This is a genomic window from Streptomyces sp. SP17BM10, assembly GCF_036322405.1.
Taxonomy (GTDB): Bacteria; Actinomycetota; Actinomycetes; order Streptomycetales; family Streptomycetaceae; genus Kitasatospora.
The window spans coordinates 149691-168637 of record NZ_JAQYXB010000684.1 but is presented as its reverse complement, the minus strand read 5'-3'; the positions used below and the strand labels follow the sequence as shown (position 1 = coordinate 168637).

Annotated in this window: 13 protein-coding genes and 1 pseudogene; 3 read left to right on the top strand and 11 right to left on the bottom strand. The window is 72.3% G+C overall.

All coding sequences use genetic code 11. The features are described from left to right. Window positions 1-62: 62 nt before the first annotated feature. The 10 genes and pseudogenes from PUR71_RS39875 to PUR71_RS39830 all read right to left on the bottom strand — a co-directional run bounded on the left by PUR71_RS39875 (window position 63) and on the right by PUR71_RS39830 (window position 15120). Entirely contained in the window at window positions 63-1331 is a 1269-nt protein-coding gene (locus tag PUR71_RS39875) for an MFS transporter (protein WP_329932194.1), read from the bottom strand. 8 nt (window positions 1332-1339) lie between these two features. Continuing rightward, the gene (locus tag PUR71_RS39870) at window positions 1340-2596 is read right to left on the bottom strand and encodes an ATP-grasp domain-containing protein (RefSeq protein WP_329932193.1); all 1257 of its coding nucleotides are present in this window, start codon (window positions 2594-2596) and stop codon (window positions 1340-1342) included. 64 nt (window positions 2597-2660) lie between these two features. After that, complete coding sequence (locus PUR71_RS39865; protein WP_329932192.1) at window positions 2661-3968, bottom strand: ATP-grasp domain-containing protein; 1308 nt, start codon at window positions 3966-3968, stop codon at window positions 2661-2663. A gap of 5 nt (window positions 3969-3973) precedes the next feature. Next, window positions 3974-4981, bottom strand: a complete 1008-nt coding sequence (locus PUR71_RS39860) for a PLP-dependent cysteine synthase family protein (RefSeq protein WP_329932361.1) — start codon at window positions 4979-4981, stop codon at window positions 3974-3976. Next, a pseudogene (locus PUR71_RS39855) lies at window positions 4979-5857 on the bottom strand (ATP-grasp domain-containing protein); the annotation flags it as partial. The gene PUR71_RS39860 and the pseudogene PUR71_RS39855, both read right to left, overlap by 3 nt. Window positions 5858-6383: 526 nt before the next feature. After that, window positions 6384-6983, bottom strand: a complete 600-nt coding sequence (gene epsC / locus PUR71_RS39850) for a serine O-acetyltransferase EpsC (RefSeq protein ID WP_329932191.1) — start codon at window positions 6981-6983, stop codon at window positions 6384-6386. A gap of 59 nt (window positions 6984-7042) precedes the next feature. Further along, on the bottom strand, window positions 7043-11077 hold the full coding sequence (locus PUR71_RS39845) for an amino acid adenylation domain-containing protein (RefSeq protein ID WP_329932190.1): 4035 nt from the start codon (window positions 11075-11077) through the stop codon (window positions 7043-7045). A gap of 2034 nt (window positions 11078-13111) precedes the next feature. Then, the gene (locus tag PUR71_RS39840) at window positions 13112-13450 is read right to left on the bottom strand and encodes a MazG-like family protein (RefSeq protein ID WP_329932189.1); all 339 of its coding nucleotides are present in this window, start codon (window positions 13448-13450) and stop codon (window positions 13112-13114) included. Window positions 13451-13536: 86 nt separating this feature from the next. Then, a complete protein-coding gene (locus tag PUR71_RS39835) occupies window positions 13537-14241 on the bottom strand; it encodes a peptidylprolyl isomerase (protein WP_329932188.1) in 705 nt (234 codons plus the stop codon). A gap of 96 nt (window positions 14242-14337) precedes the next feature. Beyond that, window positions 14338-15120 (bottom strand): TetR/AcrR family transcriptional regulator, encoded by a 783-nt coding sequence (locus PUR71_RS39830; RefSeq protein WP_329932187.1) that lies wholly within the window; start codon window positions 15118-15120, stop codon window positions 14338-14340. Window positions 15121-15214: 94 nt separating this feature from the next. Between PUR71_RS39830 and PUR71_RS39825 the strand changes: the two genes are divergently transcribed. Then, window positions 15215-15880 carry a CatB-related O-acetyltransferase gene (locus tag PUR71_RS39825; protein ID WP_329932186.1) on the top strand — a complete coding sequence of 222 codons (666 nt, stop codon included), beginning with the start codon at window positions 15215-15217 and terminating at the stop codon, window positions 15878-15880. Between the two features lie 185 nt (window positions 15881-16065). Beyond that, window positions 16066-17037: a DMT family transporter gene (locus PUR71_RS39820; protein ID WP_329932185.1), complete on the top strand. Its 972-nt coding sequence runs from the start codon at window positions 16066-16068 to the stop codon at window positions 17035-17037. 13 nt (window positions 17038-17050) lie between these two features. Here the strand turns inward: PUR71_RS39820 and PUR71_RS39815 are convergent, their stop codons facing one another. Continuing rightward, window positions 17051-17650: a hypothetical protein gene (locus PUR71_RS39815; RefSeq protein WP_329932184.1), complete on the bottom strand. Its 600-nt coding sequence runs from the start codon at window positions 17648-17650 to the stop codon at window positions 17051-17053. A 284-nt stretch (window positions 17651-17934) separates the two neighbouring features. Here PUR71_RS39815 and PUR71_RS39810 point away from each other — a divergent pair, with 284 nt between their 5' ends. Beyond that, on the top strand, window positions 17935-18927 hold the full coding sequence (locus PUR71_RS39810) for a sensor histidine kinase (RefSeq protein WP_329932183.1): 993 nt from the start codon (window positions 17935-17937) through the stop codon (window positions 18925-18927). Window positions 18928-18947 lie beyond the last annotated feature (20 nt).

Genomic DNA, 18947 nt, shown 5'->3' with positions numbered 1-18947 from the left:
GACCCGTCGGACGGGCCGGGTCTTTCGGTGGTCGGTTGCTTCGGTGGTCGGGGCGCCGGTGATCAGGTGGCCTCGGCCAGGGCGGTCTCCTCCTGCGGTGCCCGGGCGTCGGCCTGGGCCTGCGCCCACCGGCCGATCGCCGGCGCGGCGAGGCCGCAGGCGGCGAACAGGGCGGCGAGCACGACCCAGCCGGCGGCCCCGGTCGTGACGACCAGGCTGACCAGGATCGGTGCGGCGATCTGCTGGACGGCCAGGCCGAGCCAGAAGACCGAGAGGTAGACGCCCTCCTGGCCGGGCACCGCGAGCAGGTAGGAGGCGCCCCACCCGCCGGCGGACTGCCACAGCTCCCCGCCGGTCAGCGCGACCATGGCCAGGAGCAGGACGCCGACCGCCAGCACGACCGGCAGCTCGGGCGCCGCGGTCAGCAGCAGGCAGCAGATGGCCAGTGAGAACCCGGCCCGGACCAGGGCCTTGGCGGCCCCGGCGATGGTGTCGGTCCCGCGGCTCGCCCGCACCTGGAGGGCGACGGCGAGGACGGTGTTGACCGCCACCAGCGGGGAGATCAGCGCGGACGACACGTGGGTGTGGCCGGTGATCCACATCGGGATGCCGATGCTCAGCAGGGTCATGTGCATCGTCAGCACCGCGTTGATCCCGGTGAACGACAGGAACGACCCGTCCCGCAGCACGCTCATCGAGAACCGGCGCCGCAGGCTCGTCGCCGGCGCGTTCAGCACCGGGAGCTGCGAGGCCAGCAGGGCCAGCACCGCGAGCGTCGTGGCGTTCAGCAGCAGGATTCCAGTATACCCCGCCCGGGTATTGATCAACAGTCCGATCCCACCGGCGAGGGCGCCGACGGTGAAGCCGACGTTGCGGATCGAGCGCAGGATCGCGATCATCTTGATCCGCTCGTCGCTCGACACCGCCTGCCCCACCAGCGCCTGCTCCATCGGGGCGGCGGCCTTGTCGACCAGCCCCAGAACGCAGACCACGGCCAGGAATTCCCACAGGTTCCGGACGAACGGGTACACGACGAAGCAGACGCTGCGCCACAGGCTGACCCCGACCAGGACCTTCTTCGGACCGATCCGGTCGGCGAGGACGCCGATCGGGATCGCCGTGCCCAGGGCGATGGTCGCGGACAGGGTCAGGCCGAGGCCGAGGTCTCCCTCGGACAGGCCCACCGATCTGGTGATGAAGGGCACCGACACGGACAGGAAGGCGCCCGTGCCGACCGCGTTGATCGTCGCCATGACGGCCAGACGCCAGCCGACCGAGCCGCCCGGCATGGACCCGTGCAGGCCGCGGACGCGCTGCCACAGAACAGACATGTCGTTCCTCAGTCCGTTGCGATGCGGATGGCGGCGTCCGCGTCCAGCACGCGCCGGAGCGTGCCGGCCGCGTCCGGCCCGGTGGCGATGACGTGCCCGGCGCGGTCCCAGGACGACGCCCACGGGCGGACCTCCTGGCCGACCACGACGTCCACCTCGGCGTCGTGCACGCCGGGCAGCCCCTTGGCGGTCTCCAGGCCGGAGACCTCCGTGACGGTGCCCGGCTCGGCGGCCAGGAACCTGATCGCCGAGGTGCGCCGCGCGGCGCTGGGCAGGCTGACCGGCCGGCCCGCGAGCAGGTCGATCAGCGTCAGCCGGATCTTCGTGTCGTAGGCCAGGTCGACCAGGTCGATCAGGTAGTCGCCCGGGCAGCGGCCCGCGCACTCCACCAGCGTCGGGCCCTCCTCGGTGAGGATCCACTCGGCGTGCAGGATGCCGGTGCGAAAGCCCGTGGCCGCCACCAGCCGGCGGATCGCCGTGGCGAACGCCGCCTGCGTGTCGTCGTCGAGCGGGGCGGGCAGCAGGTGGCCGAGCTCGACCGGGTGCGGACCCTCGATCACGGACTTGGCGGTGACGTTCTCGAAGACGACCTCACCGTCTCGCACCAGCGCTTCGATGCTGAACTCCGGCCCCTGAAGGCGCTCTTCGGCCAGGAAGCGCCAGCGAAGCTCACGGTCGGGCACCTGCTCGTACTCCGAGGCGGACGATGTCCGCTCCCAGGCCAGCGCCGCGCCTTCGGCGTCGACCGAGTCGAGCAGCTGCACGCCCACGCTCGCCTGCCGGTTCGCCGGCTTGACGACCACCGGGCCGTCACCGGCGAACTCCAGGATGTCCTCGGGGCCGAAGACCTCCCGCCAACGCGGGTTGCGCACGCCGCCGGCGGCGGAGACCTCGCGCAGCCGGGCCTTGTCGCGCAGCGCCTGCGCGGCCTCCTCGGTGGCGCCGGGCAGCCCGAGCTTCTCTGCCAGGGCGGCCGCCGCCGGGACGGCGTACTCCAGGCCCGGCACGACGGCGGCGACCGGACGCTCGGCGGCCAGCCCGGCCGCCAGGTCCAGGGCCTCGCTCGACTGCTGGTAGCCGGCCGCGACGATGCGCTCCAGGCAGTCGAAGCGCGACGCCGCGTCCTGCAGCTCCCGCTTGCGGATGATGTCGGGTTCCTCGATCACCACGACGGACCCGCTCGGGACCTTCCCGTCGATGGCGCGCAGGTACGCCGCGTTGTAGCCGACGAACACCACCTGAGCGTTCGGGTCGGGGGCGGTCATGCCAACCTCCTGGTTGCTGGTACGGAGCACTGACTGAACACGGCGGGATCCGTGCCGGGGCGGCTCATGCGCAGGCCCCGGCCGCGCGCGACGGCACGCCGTCGACGACGACCTCGACGGTGGCGAGCACCTCGGCGAGCCGGGCCCGCGCCTCCTCGGGGGAGGCGCCGGACACCACCACGTGCCCGTGCCGGCTCTTGGAGTCGCGGACCTGCGGGGCGGTGTCCCCGGGCCGCAGGCGGATGCTCAGCTCGTCGACGAAGCCGAGCCGCCGGGCCTCCTCCACGCCGCGGACCTCGTCGACCCGGCCGGACGGGAAGGTGAAGAAGTGGACCAGTGCCGTCGCCGTCGGGGCCGGCACCTGCGTCGGCGTGCCCGCCATGCTCGCGAAGATCGCCCGCTCCACGTCCAGGCCGGTGGCCAGTTCGACGAGCCGCGGGATGCGGTCGCCGCCCAGGCGGGCCTGGGACTCGACGATGCGCGGACCGCGTCCGGTGAGGATCACCTCGGTGTGCGCGGGGCCGAACCGGTAGCCGCAGGCCGTGAGGAAGTCCGTGGTCAGCCGCTCGATCGCCGCGCGGTCGCCGTCGGACAGCGGCGCCGGGTGGACGTGCCCGGCCTCCACGAACAGCGGAGGCGGGCCGAGCACCTTCGCGGTGATCCCGACGACCCGGTGACGGCCGTCCTCGCTCAGCGTCTCGACGCTGAACTCGGGGCCGCGCAGGTACTCCTCGACCAGGAACGGGCCGTCGTAGCCGTACTCGTCGACCAGCGCGGTCCACACGGCCAGGTCCTCCGGGTCCTGCCACAGGAACACGCCGCGGCTGCCGGCGAGCGCGGAGGGCTTGACCACGACCGGCAGGCCGATCCGCTCGACCGCGCCCGGCACGTCCCGGCGGGTCGGCGCGGCCTCGAAGGCCACGGGGGACAGGTCGCGCCCGGCCAGCAGGTCGCGCATCGCGTGCTTGTCGGCCAGGTAGCGCACCGCCGACGCCGGGTTGAGCTCCGCCCCCAGCTCCTCGGCCGCCTCGTACGCGGTGACCATCGTCTCCTCGCGGCCGATGTGGTACACCACCGAGGCGCCCTGTTCCTTCGCCACCTCGCGGATGGTGCGGGCGAGTTGCCCGTGGTCCTCGAAGTCGGCCAGGACGAAGAAGTCCGCGAGCTCGCGCACGTCGTCCAGGTACTGCGGGGACTCCAGGCGGGCGTCCCAGATCGCGCCGACCCAGTAACCCTCGGCCTGCGCCTTCCGGACGAACTGGCGGTAGGGCATCACCATCAGCAGTCGCGGCCGGGTGTCGGCTCGGTCGGTGCCGTCGGCCTCCACGTTCGGCACGGCGGTCCCGTCGGTCCCGTCGGTCCCGTCGGTCACGGAGCTCAACGGGCACCGTCCCCGGCGGCGTTCGGGGCGGGCGCCGGTGCGGCGTCGCGGTTGAGCAGGCTCAGGTAGCGCTCGCCGGTGTCGGGCAGCAGGGTGACGATCCGCTTGCCCCGGTACTCCGGGCGGCTCGCGACGACGCCGCTCGCGTGCACGACCGCACCCGCCGACACGCCGACCATGAGGCCCGCCCGCAGGGCGAGTTCGCGGGTGGTGCGCAGTGCGTCGGCGTCCGCGACCGGGATCACCTCGTCGATGAGGTCGCGGTCCGTCGTCGGCGCGATGAACCCGCCGTTGAAGCCGGGGATGCAGTGCGTGCCCGGCTCGCCGCCCGACAGCAGCGGCGAACCCGCCGGCTCCACCGCCACGATCCGCACCGCGGGGTTCTTCTCCCGCAGGTACGCGCCGGTGCCGCTCAGCGTGCCGCCGGTGCCGACGCCGCAGACGAACACGTCGACCCGGCCCTCGGTGTCGGCCCAGATCTCCGGACCGGTGGACTCGTAGTGCGCCCGGACGTTGTCCGCGTTGTCGTGCTGGCAGCAGAACCACGAGCCCGGCGTCTGCTCGTGCAGTTCCTGGGCCTTGTCGACCGCCGCCTGGTAGCCGCCGGTGTGCGGGGTGCGCACCACCTCGGCGCCCAGCGACTGCAGCATCGTCACGCGCTCCTGCGTGGCGTTGTCCGGCAGCACGATGACGCAGCGGTAGCCGCGGGCCGCCGCCAGCGCCGCCAGCGAGATGCCGGTGTTGCCCGACGTCGCCTCGATCACGGTGCCGGTGCCCGGCGTCAGCTCCCCGCGCTCCTCGGCGGCCGTGAGCATCGACAGCGCGGCGCGGTCCTTGCTGCTGGACCACGGGTTGAACAGCTCCAGCTTGGCGAGCACCGTCGCCCCGGCCGGCGCGTCGTCCGCGATCCCGTCCAGCGGCAGCTCCAGCAGCGGCGTGCGGCCGATCAGGTCGACCAGCGACCGCGCGACCGGACGGGCCTCCACCGGCTCGGTGCGGATGATGATCTCCCTGGCGGCGGCCTCGGCGGTGCGCGCCGCGAGCTGCGCGCTCTCGGCGATGACCAGGACGTGGCCGGCGCGGTCGCCGTTGCGGCGCACCTCGTGCAGGACGTCGCCGGGCTTCGGCTTGACGACGACCTCCTCCACGCCGGGCTGCGCGGCGGCGCGGTCCTGGCCGCCGACGGACACCACCCGGCCGGCCGGGGCGGTCAGGTAGCGGATCGCGGCGCCGCCGACCGGCTCCGCGGGCACGACCTCGGCCGGCAGCGGCTCGCCCAGGTACTGGCGCGACACCAGCTCCAGCGAGCGGATGCCGAGGGCGCGGTCGACCAGGTAGGTGATCTTCCCGCCGGCGGGCCGGGGGTTGATCTCCACGAGCTTCGGCCCGTTCGGCGTCACCTTGATCTCGACGTGCGCCATGCCGAGGTCGAAGCCGACCGCGCGCAGGGACTGCACCGCGAGGTCGCCGATCGCCCGGACCGTCGCCTCCGGCAGGCTCGACGGGAAGCTGTGGCCCAGCTCGACGAAGTAGCCCTGGCCCGTGACCGACTTGTCGGTCACACCGAGCACCTCGAAGCGCTCGCCCTCGGCCAGCACCTCGACGCTGACCTCGGGGCCGGTGATGAACTCCTCGACCATCAGCTCGTGGTAGCGGCTCTGGCCGCGGGTGTTCTCGACTCGGGAGCGGATCAGCGCCACGTGCTCGGCCGCCTGCTCGGGCGTCTCCACCAGCTTCACGTCGGCGCTGCTGGTCTCGTCGGCGGGCTTCACCACGCACGGCAGGCCGAGCTCGGCGGCCGCCGCGGCTGCCTCCTCCGGGGTCCGCACGGTACGGAACGCGGGCATCGCCACGCCGAGTTCGGCGCAGCGCCGGCGCATCAGCGCCTTGTTGCGGGCCGTCGCGACGCCGTCCACGCTCACCGTCGGCAGTCCGAGCAGGACCGCCACCTCGGCGGCCACGACCACGTCGTACTCGGCCAGCGTCAGGAACGCGTTGAACGGGTGCTCGGCCGAGGCCGCCCGGACATGGGGCATCAGCTCGTCGAGGACGTTCGTCTCGCAGTGGACGATCTCGTCGACGTACTTGTCGAAGTAGGCGGGGCCGCCCGGAACTTCGAGGTAGCGCTCCAGGTCGCGGGTGAAGAAGGTGACACGGCAGTCGAGTTCCTTGAGGATCTGCAGACCCTCGAAGCCGGAACCGGAGAGGTTGCTCTCCAGGACACCTACATGGATCACGTATGCCTCCGTTGGCATGCCGACCTGCGGTCGGGCGGTGGGGCTGACTTGCTGACTCGCTGACTTGCTGACTTGCTGACTTGCTGGCTCGTGGGCGAGCCGACGTGCGATGAATGGGGGGAGGAGCGGGCCGGCGGTCGGTGGGGAGCGGACCGGACGGCCGGGCGGGTCACCAGTAGCCGGACGTCGCCAGGGTGCGCAGCAGCTGCGAGGTCTCCTCGGTGGGCGGCCGCTGCGAGACCTTCGCCGTCGGCGCCATCACCCGGGAACCGGCCGGCACGTCGGCCAGCACGAGGGCACCGGCGCCGATCAGCGCGTCGTCCCCGATCGTGACCGGGCCGAGCACGATCGCGTTGGTGCCGATCACCACCCGGTCGCCGACCACCGGGTGGCGGCGGGCGCCGGGCTTGCGCCAGGAGTCCCGCCAGAACCCGACCGCGCCGAGCGTCACCTGGTGGAAGATCGTCACGTCGTCGCCGATCACGGCGGTCTCGCCGATCACCACGGCCGCGCCGTGGTCGATGAACACCCGCCGGCCCAGCCGGGCCCCCGGGTGGATCTCGATGCCGCCGGTCACCGCGCGCGCCACGTACGCCAGCACGCGCGCCGCCTGCCGGTGCCCCCCGGTGTGGAGGACGTGGGCCACCCGGTGGGCCCACAACGCCGGCAGGGCCGGGTGCAGGAGCGCCTCCCTCCGGGTGCGGATCGAAGGGTCCCGCTCGACGATCACGGCGAGGTCCTCCCTCGCCCTGGCGATCGTCCTACGCATGCCGTCCTCCGTCTGTCATGGCCTGTTCCCCGCTGCTCCGTCGGATGTGGTGGACGGGCTCAGTAGTTCGGGACCTTGACCAGCATTCCGGTGCCCTCGACGATCTCCGGCAGGTAGACCCGCTCGTTCCAGGCCTCCTGCTCGACCGGCTCCAGGGCGATCGACACGGCGCCCTCGTCGACCGAGAACGCGGTCTTCACGGCGCTGGTGATCGCCTCGACCAGGTCGGAGATCTGCTGCGCGTCGAGATCGTTCGGGAAGTGCTTGATGTTGACGTGGGGCACGCCGGTGACCTTCCTCATGAGCCGTGCGGACTTGATGGCGGAGGTGAGTTCGTCGATTCCGCCGGAGCGGATCAGGCCGTAGTGGTCGGCCTTGAGCTGGGTGATCGTGGGGGCCTGCGCGGTCAGCGCGTAGCCGGAGTCGATGAACGAGGGCTGGTCCGCGTCCGCCCGCAGCACCGTGACCGGCGCCGAGACCGTGCGCTCGGCCAGTTCCTCGGGGGCGTACTCGAACAGGAAGGTCCGCCACACCACGTCGGTGATCCGGCGCACCAGGTCGCGCTCCAGGTGCTCGAAGCGGCCGCAGACGAAGTCGACGAAACTCGCCCCGTCGTGCGTCGCCGCCACGCACTCCTCGACCGCCGACCGCTCCAGGTTCCCGGAGAAGACGGAGTAGAGGATCGCGACGAACGTCGGGTCGGTGAAGCTGGCCGCCGCGTCGGCGGGCGCCTCCAGGTGTGCCTCCACCGGGGGCTTGCCCGGCGCCAGGAGGATCACCTCGTCGACCTGCTCGCCGGCGCGCTCCAGCTGGTAGGCGACCTCGAACGCGACCCGGGCGCCGAAGGAGTAGCCCCACAGCGTGTACGGGCCCTGCGGCTGGACCCCGCGGATCAGTTCGATGTCCCGGGCGACCATCTCGTCGAAGGTCGGGTAGGCGGTCTCGCCGGCGTTGATGCCGTAGGCCTGCACGCCCAGGAACGGCGACGGCAGGTCGAGCCGGCTGGCCAGCAGCCGCAGGCTCATCGGGTAGCCGCCGAGCCCGGGCCAGCAGAACACCGGCCGGCGGCCCTCCTCGCCGGCCCGCAGGCGCACCAGGCGCGACGACGTGGTCGACGGCTCGCGGTCCACCCGCCGGGCCAGCTCGGCGATGGTCGGCGCCTCGAACAGCACCTGCAGCGGCAGGCCCGCGCCGAGCTCCTTGTTGATCCGGCTGATCAGGTTGACCGCGGTCAGCGAGTGCCCGCCGGAGCCGAAGAAGTCGTCGCGGATCGAGACCCGGTCCTGCTTCAGCACCGTCCGCCACAGGGCGGCGATCGCCTCCTCGGTGGGCGTGCGCGGCAGGACCACCGGCGTCTCGGTGTCGTCCACCGCCGCCTTGTCCAGCTCGCGCAGCGCCTGGTGGTCGACCTTGCCGTTCGGCGTGAGCGGGAAGGCGTTCAGCACGGTGACCCGGTTCGGGACCATGTACGGCGGCATCGCGTCGGCCAGGTTGTCCTTGATGATCTCGGCCGGCCCGCGCATGTGGACCGAGTCCTCCTTCATGCCCTCGCTGAGCCGCTGCTCCTCGCTGATGCGGCCGCCGACGGCGAAGTAGGAGGCGGTCTCCGGGCCGAGCCCGACGATCTCCGCGATGCGGCGGGCGGCCGACAGCGGGTTGCCGGTCTCCGAGCTGTAGCCGGAGGACATCAGACCGAGGCCCAGGTCGTTCAGCTGCAGGCGCTGCAGTTCGCGGCCGAGGTCGGTGTAGCGCTGCCAGGGCTCGTCCGCGCGGCCGAGGATGCTGACCCCGAAGGCGGCGCGCTGGTACACCTCCTGGTTGATCGCGATGACGTGCTGCTTGCGCACCAGCTCGTCGGACACCTTGACCAGCTCGCCGTCCGCGTAGCGGTACTGGCCGGCGGGCAGGTCGGCGATCCGGCCGGGGTGGGCCTGGACGAGGAGCTCGACCGGGTCGGCGACGGCCGGGGCCGCGGCGCTCTCCACCTCGTAGGTGGCCAGGTAGTGGTCCTCGTCGGGGCAGCGCAGGAGGTCCTTGACGGCGGGCTCGCCGGGCCGGGCGGTGATGCGCAGGCCGTAGCCGGGCAGCACGTGGTCGAACAGGCCCACCATGTGACCGGCCTCGAACTGCAGGACCTCCTGGACGTTGTTGAGGTAGACCGCCTCGATGGCCGACCGCCGCCCCACGAAGTGGGCCTTCAGTCGCGGCTCGCCGGCGGGGGCCGGGGCGATCATCACGAGGCTGTGGTCAACCGGGTGGAAGTAGTAGTAGCCGGGGTCGAGGCCCGCGACGCCCGACAGCTCGAGGTAGAGCTGGGTGGCGTACAGCGAACCCGGGGAGGCGTAGCCGTACTTGGGCAGCAGGCGTTCGGTGCTGGTGAACTGGCCGAAGTTGCGCAGCAACGCGCCGAGTTCGGCGGGGGTGAGGGTGTCGGGGGTGCGGGGCGCGGCCGTCGCCGCCGCCGCGGCCGGCCGGGCCAGCAGGTTCAGGATGTCGTCCCGGGTGACCTCGCCGCCCTCGTAGAAGCGGTACGTCTTGCGGGCGAACGCGGTGCGCCGCTGCTCGGGCGTCTCCTGCCGGCCCTCCAGCGCGACGGCCGGCAGACCTGGCTCGTCGCGCACGCCGAGGCCGGCGAGCTGCGCCTTGAGCTGCAGCTTGCTCTTCTTCGACTGGTGGTGGGCGCCGTGGTTGCCCTGGTCCATCAGCGAGGCCTGATTGGGGTCCAGCTCGATGAACGCGATGAGGTTGGCGCCGGTGCGCTGGTCGTTGCGGACCAGGACGGCGGCCCGCTTCACCCAGTCGTGGGACTCGATGGACACCTTGATCTCGTCCAGCTCGACCCGGAACCCGCGCAGCTTGACCTGGCTGTCGGTGCGGCCGAGGAACTGCACGGTGCCGTCGTCGTTCCAGCGGGTGAGGTCGCCGGTGCGGTACAGGCGGTCGTGGGCGGGGTCGTCGGAGAACGGGTTCGGGAGGAAGCGCTCGGCCGTCAGGTCGTCGCGGTTCAGGTAGCCGCGGGCCACCTGGACGCCGGAGATGTACAGCTCGCCCGACTCGCCGGGCGCGACCGGCTTCCTGTCGTGGTCGAGGATGTGGAAGTCGAGGCCTCGCACCGGGTGGCCGATCGCGATGTGGTCCGGGCCCTGGCGCACCGTCTCCCGGTCGACCTTGAGCGCGGAGGAGTTGATGGTGCACTCGCTCGGGCCGTACAGGTTGATCAGGTCGCAGTTCGGCAGTGCGTCGAGGACCTCGACCGCCAGGCTCTTGGTGAGGGCCTCGCCGCCGCTGAAGATCTGCCTCAGGGACGTGCAGTCCGGCAACCGGCCGCTGTCCACCAGGGCCTGAATGAGCGTCGGAACACCCTGAAGCGTCGTCACCTCGTGCGCGGTGATCAGGTCGAGCAGTCCGTTGGGGTCCGCGTAGACCCCGCGCTCGCTCATCACCACGCTCGCGCCGCAGGCGGGCGCGAGGATCTCCCACTGGGCCGCGTCGAAGCTCAGCGGCGTCTTCTGCAGCACCGTCCGGGTCCGGTCGAGGCCCTGCTCGTCGGCCATCCAGTGCATCTGGGCGACGATGCTGTGCTGCTCGACGCCGATGCCCTTCGGGTTGCCCGTGCTCCCGGAGGTGTAGATGACGTACGCGAGGTCGTCGCTCCGCGTGGGGCGGGGGATTTCCGCGGTCTTCCCGGCGGGGCCGGTCGCGCCGGCGGCGGCCTCGGCGAGGGTGATGATCCTCGTTTCCGGCGGTGCCATGGCGGCGAGTCTGGATGTCAGCGCCTCGTCGGCCAGGATGACCTTCGTGCGTGAGTCCACGACCATGTACCGGACGCGTTCGTCCGGATACTCGGGGGACAGCGGCAAATACGCGGCGCCGGCGTGCAACACGCCCCACACGCTGGCCATCAGATCGACCGACGGTTCCATGTAGATGCCGACCGGCTCGTCCGGCTGTACGCCGAGTTGTCGCAGGTGGTCGGCGATGTGCTCGCTACGGTCGCTGAGCTGCTGGAAGGTCAGCCGTTCGGTGCCGCAGGAAACGGCGGTCCGGTCGGGCTGGACGAGCGCGGCCGCGCGCAGCATGTTCGAAAGAGTCAATTCCTCGGACCCCGTGGATATCGCCATCATTCCTCGAATTCGTCATTCTTCGAGCACAAAGCCGACAAGGGTGCATGCCGAATAAGGCCGACGTCAGAAAATGCAGGCGCGGCCGACCGCCTGTCACCGCGACGCGACGCACTCGGTGAAGAGGGCATGCGAAAGCGCGTTGACAGGATGCCAAAAAAAGATTACGTGGGCATGACACTAGCTCGAACAGTCGCGGTCTCTAGGGCAGTTGCCGCGACCACGCGGCGTTCAGCTGCTGCTCAGACTGAAACGGATCGTGCACAACAGAGGCTCGGACGCTCCCCTGCGCCCACCTGAAGACACAACACTACGCCTCCCCCTCGGTTGTTGGTGGCCGGCAGGTGAATAGTCGAAGCCGTGGTGTGCATCCGCTATCCGGGCCGGTCAAACGCTCCCCCGTCGGCCGTGACTATAAAACCGGAAGACTTGTGTTGTAAATCCCCGGAGACGCTCCGTGGTCGACCTCGTCGGATCGCTCGCGAGCCACTCGCGCCCAGGGGGCCGCGCGGATGCCGCGCCTGCGGGTGCCTGCGGTGGGTGTGCGCGGGGTGACCGTCCGGAGCCGTTTGCCGTGGTCACAGGGGATGGCCGTGGGCTTCCGGGCATGTTCAGGGGTGGCCCTGGGGTGGCGTCGGCGCGCCTCTCGTGCCCTGGGAGCCCTCTTACGCGCAGTTGTAGCGCGATGACGTTACGTCAGGATTTCGGCGGTTCAGGGCCCGGGTGTGACCGTCACCACATTTGTTGAATGGCGGTCGATCGATCCGGGTGCCCCGCATTGCGTTGGCGGTTTCTTGATGGCCGTGATGATTACGTCATGTCGATTGCCGTGGAGGCGAGCGGCTTCGGTCGGGGTGGGCCGGCTATCCCACGAGCCGGATTGACTGGCCGTCAGATTGTGGACATGTACATGCTTGATTCTCGGCCGGCGGTGAGGGATTCATCCAATGTTGGTTTGGCGCAACAGTCTTGAAACGCCGTCTGGCAAGGGCGAGGGCAAGGGCGGGGGCGGGGGCGGGGGCGGGGGCTGGGGTGTCGGGGCGTCGGAGTGGCGGCGCATCGGGCGGTGGGGTGGCGGTGGCCGTTGCGGGCGTCGTGGGCGCGGGGGCGGCCGCCCGGGGAAGGTGGGTGGCGGCGCGCGCCGGCTCGAATGCCGGAGGTTGCTGAGCTTTGGTCATCACATCCCTCCTCGCTCTTATGGACGACTCGCTACTGCAACTTACTGGCAATAGCGATAGATGAGCAATCACTGGCCCTGGGGGAGGGCGGCGATGCAGGGCGTGCTCGACCCGCGCCGTACCCGGTGTGTGCGACGGGGCTGTGGTGTCGTGCTCCCGTGCGTCGTGGTCCCGTGCGTTCTGAGGGTGTGCAGCGGTGCCGTGCGGCGATGCGGCGATGCGGTGCGTGCCTCGTGGTGCGTGCCCTCGTGGTGCGGTGCCTCGTGGTGCGTGCCCTCGTGGTGCGGTGGTCTGGTGGTGCTTGCGGCGCGCTGGGCGCGGGGGCGAGGCGGCCGGCCGGTCTACCGGGAGCGGCGGTGCTCGGCGCGGATGCGGCCCGTGTCGGCGGCCGGCGCGATGGGGTGTGGCGGCGCGAAGGGCGGAGGCGCGGCGCCGCGACGGTGTGGTGAGGCGGCGTTCAGTGGTGCGGCCTGGAGCGGTGCCTGCCAATGGGGGTGTCGCCCGCTGCGGGTGTGGCCCGTGCGAGGCCGACGTACGGCGGCGGGAGTGGTGGTCCGGGCCGGTTCGCGGGTACGCCTTCACCTGCGGGATGGCAGGACGCGGCGGCGCGGGCGCGGTGAGCGCCGGAGGGGCCGCAGGGGCGGGGCGGGTTCAACGGAGTGGAACCGATGCCTCCACCGATGGCGCGGGATAGGCGCATTCTCGGCGAACGAGGGCGCGACCCCTCGCCGGTGAGGTGATGGGGTCGGGTCGTCGGCTCAGGCTAGGGTTCGGCGGTCCGGCCGTCAACGGAACGGGCGGAAATGCGGCACAGAAATGTGATGCGGCATCAACCTGCCTCGGGGATTGCGCGACTGGCGGCCGAGCGCTGCTCGACGTAGGCGAGCCGGTCGGCGAACACCCTTGCCGCGTCCGGGGTGAGTGTCCGCAGGGCGACCAGCGCGGCGAACACGACGTCGCAGAGCTCGTGCTGGACGTCCTCCCAGCTGTGGGTGATGCCCTTGCGCGGGTTCTGGCCGGTGGCGCCGATCACCGCGGCCCCGACCTCGCCCACCTCCTCGGAGAGCTTGAGGATCCGCAGCAGGCGCTCCTCCTGGGGCGATTGCGTGCCCTCCGCGTCGAGCCAGGCGACGAGGTGGTCCACGCTCTCCCAGATCCTGCTGTCCATGCGGTGCTGCTCCTGTCGCTCCCGTGCGGTGCCTTTGGTGCTGCCACCGTACGGGAGCGACGGAGCGCCATCCGGAGTGCGGGCCGTCAGTGGTCGCTGATCTTCACGTGACGGATGTTGACCGGCAGGGTGGGGTAGCCGTCGCCGGGGCCGTTCTGGTCGTCCTCGCCGCCCGCGGCGATCTTCTGCAGGACGTCCAGTCCCGCGGTGACCCGGCCGAACGGGGTGTAGGCGGGGGAGAGCTTGGTGTCCTTCCAGACGAAGAAGAACTGGCTGCCGTTGGTGTTCGGACCGGCGTTGGCCATGGCCACGGTGCCGGCCGGGTAGGTGGCGCCGGTCAGGTTCTCGTCGGGGAAGGAGTAGCCGGGGCCGCCGCTGCCCGTTCCGGTCGGGTCGCCGCACTGGAGGACGTAGATCCGCTGGGTGGTGAGGCGGTGGCAGTGGGTGCCGTCGAAGTAGTCGTTCTCGGCCAGGAAGCGGAACGAGAACGTGGTGCAGGGGGCCTTGTCGGTCAGCGCCTCGAAGGTGATCCGGCCCTGGTCGGTCCGTAGGGTCGCGCGGTAGGGCTCGGCGGCCTCCTCGGGGTCGAAGACCGGGATGCCCTTGAAGTTGTCGGCCGGGACGGCCGGGGTGTAGGTGCAGGCGGCGCTCGGGGCCGGCGCGGGAGTGTCCGCGACGGCGGTGCCGGTGCTCGCGACGAGCGGGAGGACGGTGGCGGCGGCGACCAGTGCCCACTGCTTGCGCTTCACGTGACGGGCCTTCCGGGGGGTGGTGGACGGCGGGATTGTCATGGAGGCATCATCCACGGGCCGGTGGGGTTCCGGTAGGGGGCGGTGTGGCTCCGGTTCCGGTGGTGGCTGTGGCGCCGTGGTGATGGCGGTGGAGCGTCAGTTCACCTCCGTGGACGGATGGTTGGTCTCCGCCTGATCGTCGGGTGCGGTGGCGGGGCGGTGGCCGGGCGAGGTGGCGGGGGTGGGTGTGAACAGTCCGGCGCGCGCGGCCAGGGCGGCGGCGTCCGCGGCCCGCTGGGCGGCGAGGGCGTCGAGCGGCTCGCCGGTGACGAACAGGCGGTAGTAGAGCGGGGCGGTCGCGGCCCGGACCACCTCGGCGCCGTCCGTGCCGGCGGGCAACTCCCCCCGCACGACGGCTCGTTCGGCCACCTCGGCGGCCTGTTCGTGGCGGGCCGCGAAGAAGGCGCGCAGGGCGGCGGCGCCGGTGTCGGAGCGCTGGGCGGCCGCGATCAGCGCCGTGGGGGTCGGGCCGAGCTCGGGATCGGTGAAGACGGCGAACACCTCGTGGGTGATCCGGCGGAGGTCCTCGCCGAGGTCCCCGCTGTCCGGCAGGGGCCAGGGCTGGTCGGCGGAGGCGGTCAGGGCGTCCGCGACCAGTCCGTCCACTCCGCTCCAGCGCCGGTAGAGGGTCGCCTTGTGGACGCCGGAGCGGGCCGCGACCGCCTCGACGGTGAGGCCGTCGTACCCCTTCTCGGTGACCTCGGCCAGCGTGGCGGCGACCACGTCGGCCCGGACCCGGGCGCTCCGGCCGCCGGGTCGGGCGGTCGGCGTGCGCCGGGTCGCGGTGTCCGGGGTTGGGTGCGGAATTGCGGTCGGGGTCGGGGTCGGCGTTGGGGCCAGGGTCGGGGCCTGGGGCGGGCTCTCGGGATTCTCGCTCAAAGTCGACTCCAGTCGCGTTAAGGCTTGCCGTGTCAGGGTGGCCATGCGATGCTCATCGTAATGCGACGCCAGTCGCATTACGAGAGGAGTCCTCATGCCCGCCGCGACCGCCCCCGACCCGAACGCCCTCCACCCCCTTCCCGGTCACGACCGCGTCGTCCTGCTGCGCCCCCTCGTCACGGACCCGAGGATCCAGGTCGGCGAGTACACCTACTTCGACGACCCCGACGGAGCCACCCACTTCGAGGAGCGCAACGTCCTCTACGCCTACGGACCCGAACGCCTGGTGATCGGCAAGTACTGCGCCCTCGCCACCGGCACCCGCTTCCTCATGGCCGGCGCCGCCCATCCGGCCGTCGGCGTCTCCACCTTCCCCTTCACGATGTTCGGCGGCAGCTGGGCCGAGCAGACCCTCGACATCGTCACCGCCCTCCCCAGCCGGGGCGACACCGTCGTCGGCAACGACGTCTGGTTCGGCTACGGCGCCACCGTCCTGCCCGGCGTGCGCATCGGCGACGGGGCGATCATCGCCGCCGGAGCCGTCGTCACCTCCGACGTCGACCCCTACACCGTCGTCGGCGGCAACCCCGCCCGCCCGATCCGCCGCCGCTTCCCCGACGCCGACATCGAGCTCCTCCTGCGCGCGGCCTGGTGGGATTGGCCCACCGACCTCGTCACCGCACACGTCCGCGCCATCATGTCCGGCACCCCGGCCGAGATCGCCGCGATCGCCGAGGCTCACGACCTGCTCGCCGCCTGACCCGCGGCCCGGAGTTCCGGATCCCGGACGAACCGTTGATCACGAGCGGAGCCTTGCGCGAGGATGGCCGTCCGCTCCACGCCCCGCCCCGTCCAACGCTGCGCCCGCCCGCCCAGCTCCGGGAGCCGTCCGACGCCGTACGGTACTCGCCCCGCCGGTTCCGTACGCTCGGAGGGAACTGTCCCATGCCTGCCTCCTCGTCCACATCCGTCTCCTCTTCTGTTCTGCGCGACCTGCCCGTGCTGCTCGTCGCCGTGGTGTGGGGGTCGAGCTTCCTCGCGGTGCAACGCGTCGCCGGGCCCGGGACGGTGGTGCCGATGCTCGTCCTGCGGTTCGGCCTGGTGCTGCCCCTTCTCGGAGCGGCCGCGTGGCCCGCCCTCCGACGGCTCACCCGCGCCGAATGGCTGGGCGGTGCCGTGCTCGGGCTGGTGCTCAGCGGGATCTTCCTGCTGGAGACGTACGGCGCCGTGCACACCTCCGCCACCAACGCCGGACTGATCATCAGCCTCGCCATGGTGCTCACCCCGCTCGGCGAGAGCGCCCTCGGCCGGACGGCGCCCCCGCGCGCCTTCCTCGCCGCGGCCGGCCTCGCCGTCCTCGGCGTCGCCCTGCTCACCGGCGACGGCGGACTCCGCCCACCCGCCCTCGGCGACTTCCTGGTGCTCGGCGCCGCCGTCGTCCGCTCCGCGTACGTGCTGGCCATGGCTCGCTCCCGGGCCGTCCGGAACACCGCCGCGCTGGCCGTGACCTGGGTGCAACTCGCCACCGCCACGGCCGTGTTCACCGTGGTCGCGCTGTCATTCGGCCCCGCGCCGTGGACCGTCGCCGCCTCGTACGGGCCGGTCCAGTGGGCCTGGCTGCTGCACCTGTCCGTGTTCTGCACGCTGTTCGCCTTCTTCGTCCAGATGTGGGCCGTGCGGGCCACGTCGCCGTCCCGGGTGAGCCTGCTGCTCGGCACCGAACCGCTCTGGGCCGCCGTGTTCGGCATCACCATCGCCGGGAACCGGATGGGGCCGCTCGCGCTGCTCGGCGGAGCCTTGGTGCTCGTCGCGACCGAGTGGGGCCGACGCACCGCCCCCGGCCCGCGCCCGGCCACGGGGGAGGGCGGGGGAGCGCACGACGCGGTCGCGCCGAGCCCGGAACCGGCCCAGGCCTGACCCGCTGCCCGCCTCAGCTGCTCCACCGCAGCGTCCGGCGGGCGTAGTCGATGGCGACCGCGCCGAGCAGCGGGCCCCACGCGACCAGGGGCAGGTAGGCGAGCGTCATCACGACGCCGGCGAAGCCCTGCGGCGAATCCGGCTCGGCCAGGTTCCGCGCCCACCCGCCGAACAGCGCTGCCGCACCCAGGTTGGTGAGTATCGCCGAACCCAGCAGGGCCGGTCCGATCGCGGCGAGCGGCCGGACCCGGCGGCCGCCCAGCAACGGCACCCACCGGGGCACCACCAGCCCCCAGGGCCGGACCAGGCCCAGGGTCAGGAAGGCCAGCGCCTCGGCCAGCAGGCTCAGCACCACGCAGTAGACCGTGCCCCAGCCCGGCTGGTGCGCGCCGTACGCCGCAGCCGTCGCGCCGCTGAATCCGACCGGGACGCCGCAACCGAAGGCGATCCGCCACAGCCCGGAGGGTACGGCGCTGAGGGCGGCGCTCCTGGCGGCGATCCGGGCCCAGCGCGGGGCCGGCGGGACGACCGGGGCGGTGACCGGGGCGGTGGCCGGGGCGGTGGCCGGGGCCCGGCGGGCGGTGCCGCGGGCGTTGATCACGAGCTTCGACATGTGGGTGTCCTCCCTTCGGCTCCGACCCCCATGGCCGGTGCGACGACTCAAGCCTGGAGGCCCGCAAGGGGTCCGCAACAGCTGCCGATCGGCAGGTTCTCCCTGCTCAACCGGCCTGTGAAATATGCCGATCGGCACAGGCACACCACCTCGGCGCCGTCGTAATGTGACGGCAGTCGAAGAGCCGAGGAGAGGTGATGACGATGACTCAGATCGTGTGCGGGGTAGTCCCGGTTCTGGCGCTGCCGGCCTGGAGGGCACGGGCGCGGTGCGGAGCCGCAGCCGTGACGGCGGCACTCGGAGCCGCGTCGCTCGTGGTCACGATCGCCGTCTGGCTCCTCGGCCGGTGGGCGGAGGGCGACCGCTGGGCCGGGCTCGCGGGGCTGGTCGAACTGGCCGTCCTGCTCCTGGCGGTCGTCGTCGGCCTGCGGACCGAGAACGGCCCGCGCTGCGCGGTCGCGGCCTGGACGGCGTGCGGAGCCGTCGCCCTCTGGCTGACCCGCTTCGCCTTCGTCGAAGGACCGGCGGACGCGCTCACCGTGTTCGGCTTCGGCTCGATGCTCTCGCTGCCGGCCGTCCTGATCGGCCTCTACCTGCGGGGCCTGGACGAGGGACGCGCCAGCGCGGTGGTCGAGGCCAGGCGTGCCCAGCGGCTCGAACTGGCCCACGACCTCCACGACTTCGTTGCGCACGACGTCAGCGGCATGGTCGCCCAGGCCCAGGCGGGGGCGTACCTGGCCGGGGTCGATCCGGCCCGCGCGGCCGAGATGTTCCAGCGAATAGAGCAGGCCGGGCAGCGGGCGCTGGCTTCGCTGGACCGGACGGTGCAGCTGCTGCGCAGTGAGGAGGGCGGCGACCGGGCCCCGCAGCCCGGACTCGTCGAACTCGTCGAGGTGGTCGAGCGCTTCACCGCGATGGGCGGCGCCGAGGTCGCGCTGGAACTGCCGGAGGAGCCGGTGCCGCGCGAGGTGGAGGGCACTGTCCACCGGATCGTGGTCGAGTCCCTGACCAACGTCCGACGGCACGCCCCGGCCGCGCGGGCGGTCGAGGTACGGGCCAGCCGCTCCGACGGACGGCTGGAGCTGACGGTGACCAACGACGGCCGCAGCCCGGGCCAGGCCGGTCGGCCGCGCCGCGGCGGGGGCAGCGGACTGCCGGGGCTGGCGGCCCGGGTGGAGGCCCTCGGCGGCTCGCTCGAAGCGGGCCCGCACCACGGGGAGACCTGGCGGGTGACGGCGGTGCTGCCGCTGGAGGAAGCCGGCACGGGGCCGGCGTGATCGTCGAGGCCGACGCGGGT